General features: G+C 72.8%; 5 protein-coding genes and 2 pseudogenes. All 7 read left to right on the forward strand.

Annotated elements, in window-relative coordinates; all coding sequences use genetic code 11:
* Positions 1-251 precede the first annotated feature (251 nt).
* Positions 252-386: pseudogene (locus tag AC2VNT_RS06950) on the forward strand (hypothetical protein); the annotation flags it as partial.
* Positions 387-422: 36 nt separating this feature from the next.
* Positions 423-1,442, forward strand: a complete 1,020-nt coding sequence (gnd, locus tag AC2VNT_RS06955) for a phosphogluconate dehydrogenase (NAD(+)-dependent, decarboxylating) (protein WP_486946156.1) — start codon at positions 423-425, stop codon at positions 1,440-1,442.
* Positions 1,443-1,634: 192 nt separating this feature from the next.
* Positions 1,635-1,826, forward strand: a complete 192-nt coding sequence (locus AC2VNT_RS06960; RefSeq protein WP_486946152.1) for a hypothetical protein — start codon at positions 1,635-1,637, stop codon at positions 1,824-1,826.
* The gene (locus tag AC2VNT_RS06965; protein WP_486946153.1) at positions 1,813-2,862 is read left to right on the forward strand and encodes a DUF4129 domain-containing protein; all 1,050 of its coding nucleotides are present in this window, start codon (positions 1,813-1,815) and stop codon (positions 2,860-2,862) included. Before AC2VNT_RS06960 ends, AC2VNT_RS06965 begins: the two co-directional genes overlap by 14 nt.
* Positions 2,859-3,341 carry a hypothetical protein gene (locus AC2VNT_RS06970; protein ID WP_486946154.1) on the forward strand — a complete coding sequence of 161 codons (483 nt, stop codon included), beginning with the start codon at positions 2,859-2,861 and terminating at the stop codon, positions 3,339-3,341. Before AC2VNT_RS06965 ends, AC2VNT_RS06970 begins: the two co-directional genes overlap by 4 nt.
* Positions 3,338-4,336 (forward strand): AAA family ATPase, encoded by a 999-nt coding sequence (locus AC2VNT_RS06975; RefSeq protein ID WP_486946155.1) that lies wholly within the window; start codon positions 3,338-3,340, stop codon positions 4,334-4,336. Before AC2VNT_RS06970 ends, AC2VNT_RS06975 begins: the two co-directional genes overlap by 4 nt.
* Positions 4,333-4,891, forward strand: a pseudogene (locus tag AC2VNT_RS06980) (DUF58 domain-containing protein); the annotation flags it as partial. The gene AC2VNT_RS06975 and the pseudogene AC2VNT_RS06980, both read left to right, overlap by 4 nt.

The following is a 4,891-nucleotide window of genomic DNA, read 5'->3' on the forward strand; positions in this document are numbered from 1 at the left end:
CCGCGGCGGTGCGGGCCCGTCCGCCGACCCGGGTATCGTGCCGTCTCCGCGGGAGCATCCGCAGCCGTATTTCCCGCCGTTCGGCAGTCGGTGACGCTGCTGCGCCTGGAAGCGCGGTTTCGGGCGCGGCGCGGCGGTCACGTTTAAGGTCGTGGGTGGGTCGGCTTGGCAGCCGAGCTACGCGTGGGGCGGTTCGGGTTTGGCCGCGACCGCCGCCAGTTCAGATCTGTTGGTGATCTTCGGGATAACCGGAGACCTGGCGGATCGTGCGGCCGCTGCTGGACACCCCCGGCCCGGTCCGCCCCTACGACTCGGGCTCGTGGGGGCCCGAGGCCGCGCAGTCGCTGGTGCGCGGCCATCGGGGTTGGCAACAACCGTGGCTGCCCGGCCGCGATTGGGGCAACGACAGTGAAGGAGCGGACATGCAGCTGGGGATGATCGGCCTGGGCCGGATGGGCGCCAACCTGGTTCGCCGGCTGGTGGACGACGGCCACGAGTGCGTGGTGTACGACCGCAATCCGGAGGCGGTCAAAACGCTGACCGGCGACCGGATCACCGGCGCGTCGTCGCTGGCCGACCTGGCCGGCAAGCTCACCGGGCCGCGGGTGGTCTGGGTGATGGTCCCGGCGGGGGCGATCACCACCGGGGTGGTCGACGAACTGGCCGGCACCCTGTCGGCCGGCGACATCGTCATCGACGGTGGCAACTCCTACTACCGCGACGACATCGCCCACGCGAAGACGCTGTCCGGCAAGGGTATCCGGCTGATCGACTGCGGCACCAGCGGCGGTGTGTGGGGCCGGGAGCGCGGCTACTGCCTGATGATCGGCGGCGACGACGATGCGTTCGCCCACGCCGAGCCGATCTTCGCCACCATCGCCCCCGGGGTGGACGCGGCGCCCCGCACGCCGGGCCGCATCGGCGAGGTCGGGCAGGCCGAGCGGGGCTACCTGCACTGTGGGCCGGTCGGCGCCGGGCACTTCGTCAAGATGGTGCACAACGGCATCGAGTACGGGATCATGGCGTCGCTGGCCGAGGGGCTGAACATCTTGCGCAACGCCGACATCGGCACCAAGACGCAGCAGGGCGACGCCGAGACCGCGCCGCTGAGCTACCCCGAGTTCTATCAGTACGACATCGACATCCCCGAGGTCGCCGAGGTGTGGCGCCGCGGCAGCGTGATCGGCTCCTGGCTGCTGGACCTGACCGCGATCGCGCTGCACCGATCGCCGACCCTGGACGAGTTCGCCGGCCGGGTCTCCGACTCCGGCGAGGGCCGCTGGACGTCGATCGCCGCCATCGACGAGGGGGTGCCGGCGCCGGTGCTGACCACCGCGCTGCAATCCCGGTTCGCCTCCCGCGACCTCGACGACTTCGCCAACAAGGCACTCTCCGCGATGCGCAAACAGTTCGGCGGGCACGACGAGACGGCCGGTCGGTAGCCGGTCTCTGACCGGGTGCTGTGGCGAACACCGAACTGCTGACCACGTTCGTGCGGTTCTTCGCCTCGGCATCCGGTACCGCGCTGCCGTCGCACCTGCACACCGGATGCGACACAACGCGCCACCCGCAGTCTGATCGATCTGCGGTCGCCGGACCACCCGGCCCGGCGGCTGCCGATCCCACCCGACCTGGTGTCAAGCACCCGGATCACCCTCACCATCGACCCGATCTGCTCCGCCCTGGGCGCGCCGTTGTATCTCCGGTCGATAATCGACGACATGGACGGGGTGGCCGCACCGATCACGCCGCTCGGCAAGCCGCACGACGCGTGGGCCCGGGAGCGGGGCTTGCCGTACGGGTTGGATCACCATGACCACCCCTAGCGCCGCGCCGTCACCCGGCGCCCCGGACCATCGGCGGTCCGCGGCGCCGCCCGACGGAGCCAGGCCGACGAACCGTGCCGATCGGGCAACCGGGCGGGTGGCCGCGCTGGTCGTCCTGCTGCTGCTGGCCGCCGCGGCGCTGCGCGGATACCTGCCGGCCGGCCGGCCGCCGGACCGGGAGGAGACCGGCGGCAACAGCGCCTTGGCGCTGCTCCTGCTGGTCATATTGCTCTGCGTCACCCTGGGAATTCTGGCGATCGCGATCATCATGCGGATGCGGGATCGCCGCGCGGTGCCCAGCAGCTTCGGTGCGCTGCCCGCCCTGCCGAAAGACCGCGGCGGGCGGGCCGGCTGGCGGGTGCTGCTGATCACGCTCGGCGTCATCGCCGGCTGGGTGCTGGCGGTGCTGCTGCTGCGGCACCTGTTCGCCGGTCACCCGCTCGGCTGGGCGCCGCCCGGCGAGTTCGGCGGCCGATCCGCCGGCCCTGCCGGCCCCGACATCCCGGTCCCGCCGGGCGCTGCCCGGCCACCCGGCCGGCCGGCGCCGCACTCGGACGTAATCTTCCGCTACGTCGCGGCGATCGGCGCCCTCACGCTGATCGTGATCGCCGCGGCCGTCGTTGCCGGCCAGGCCAGCAGACGCCCCGGTGCGTCGCCGGTCGCCGAGCGCCGCGGCCGGCACCCGGCGACCCATGCCCGGCCCGGGCCGGCGCCGCTGGCCCGGGCGGCGGAGCGCGGGTTGGCCGAGATCGCCGATCCGGCCTGCGACCCGCGGGCGGCCATCATCGGCTGCTACGCCGCCATGGAGCGGGAGCTCGCCCATCTGCCGGGAGCCGTGCCGCAAGACTGCGACACCCCGACCGAGGTGCTGGCCCGGGCGGTCGACCACCGGGTGCTGCCGCCGGAAAACGCCCGGCAGTTGGTGAACCTGTTCGCCGAGGCGCGGTTCAGTTCGCACCGGATGACCGAGCTGCACCGCGCGGATGCGATCCGGGTGCTGCGCCTGGTGCTCGACGAGCTGCAGGGAACGCCGTGAAGGCGTGGGCGGCGCTGGGTGTCTCGCTGATGGTGGGCGTCGAAGTGCTGGCGCTGCTGACCCACCAGCGACAGATCATCCCGGCCGCGTCGGGTGCCGCGGTGGCGGCCCTGCTGTTCGGCGTGCGCCGGGTGATGGCCGGCGCCGCATCGGCCGGCGACGACGCCGGCCCGGAGCACCGGACGGACCTGTTGCGCCGCTGGCTGTCCAGCACCGAGACGCTCGTCTACTGGTCGGAGCGGACCCGGGCGGACTGGGACCGGCACTGGCGCCCGATCCTCGGCCGCAAATTCGAGGTCACCACCGGCCAGCGGCGGACCAAGGACCGCGCCGCGTTCGACGCCACCGGCCGGATGCTGTTCGGCCCCGAGCTGTGGGCGTGGGTCGACCCGGAGAACGTCACCCGCACCGAGGGAGGTGATCCCGGCCCCGGCCGGGATACGCTGGCCGAGATCCTGCAGCGACTGGAGCAACCATGAGCCTGGGTTCACCCGCGGAGACCACCACCGCGCACAGCACCACGGTCCTCGACGAGATCGAGAAGGTCGTGGTGGGCAAGCGCGCAGCCCTCGAACTCATCCTCACCACCGTACTGGCCCGCGGCCACGTACTGATCGAAGATCTGCCCGGGCTGGGCAAGACGCTGATCGCCCGATCGTTCGCGGCCGCGCTCGGCCTGGACTTCACCCGGGTGCAGTTCACCCCGGATCTGCTCCCCGCCGACCTGCTCGGCTCGACCATCTACGACATGCAGTCGGGACAATTCGAGTTCCGTCGCGGCCCGATCTTCACCAATCTGCTGCTGGCCGACGAGATCAACCGGACACCGCCGAAAACCCAGGCGGCCCTGTTGGAGGCGATGGCCGAGAACCAGGTGAGCATCGACGGCCAGACCCATCGGCTGCCGGCGCCGTTCATCGTGCTGGCGACCGACAACCCGATCGAGTACGAGGGCACCTATCCGTTGCCGGAGGCGCAGCTGGACCGCTTCGCGATCCGGCTGGAGCTCGGCTACCTCACCGACGGCGACGAAAGCGTCATGCTGCGCCGGCGACTGGACCGGGGCTCGGTCGAGCCGGCCGTGGACCGGATCGTGGATGCCGACGGCCTGATCGCCATGCGCGAATCGGTCGAACAGGTCAGCGTGCACGACGACGTGCTGCGCTATGTGGTGTCGCTGGCCGCTGCGACCCGACACCACCCCCAGGTCGCGGTCGGCGCCAGTCCGCGCGCCGAGCTCGACCTGGTCCAGCTGTCCCGGGCGCGGGCACTGCTGCGCGGGCGCGACTACGTCATCCCCGAGGACGTCAAGGCGCTGGCCATCCCCGCGGTGGCGCATCGGATCACCCTGCGGCCGGAGATGTGGGTGCGGCAGATCCGGGGCGCCGACGTGGTGGCCGAGCTGCTGCGCCGGCTGCCGGTGCCGCGGACGTCGGCGTCCGGACCGGCCGCCGGGGACGCCGAGCCGCGATGACCGAGACCTCGGCGGTCCGGGACACCGACGTCGAGCTGCGCTGGCGGCCCGCGCCGCTGGCCCTGACCCTGGCCAGCTGTGCCGGGGTGACGCTGGCCGTCGCGGTGATCGGGTCGCGCTGGCAGCTGATCGCGTTCGTCGCTCCGCTGCTGGGGGTGCTGGCCTCGATCACCTGGCAGCCGGCGGTCCCCGCCCTTCGGGTGCACGCACAGCCCGCGTCGCAGCGCTGCTTCGAGACCGAGGAGAGCCGGCTGAGCATCTGGGCGACCGCCGAGCCGGCCCGGACGCCGGTGCAGCTCACCGTCGCGGCCGACCCGGCGATGACACTGACCGTCGCGGCCGCCGACGCCGCTGATCCGGCCACCGCCGGCCGGCCGGGCGGGCCCCGGAGCGCGGTGACCGGCGTCGCCGAGCGGTGGGGCCGCTACCCGGTTCGCGTCACCGTCGACGTGCTGGGCCGCGGTGGTCTGCTGGCCGGCACGGCAACCGTCGCCGCGGCCGAGGTCACCGTCTTCCCGCTGACCCCGCCGCAGGCGACCGAGCTGCCCCCGGCGC

The organism is Mycobacterium sp. TH-M15, from assembly GCF_057473705.1.

Coding starts and splice junctions, on each gene's coding strand:
- AC2VNT_RS06965 (WP_486946153.1), top strand. CDS start 1,813: ATGACCACCCCTAGCGCCGCGCCGTCACCCGGCGCCCCGGACCATCGG.
- AC2VNT_RS06975 (WP_486946155.1), top strand. CDS start 3,338: ATGAGCCTGGGTTCACCCGCGGAGACCACCACCGCGCACAGCACCACG.
- gnd (WP_486946156.1), top strand. CDS start 423: ATGCAGCTGGGGATGATCGGCCTGGGCCGGATGGGCGCCAACCTGGTT.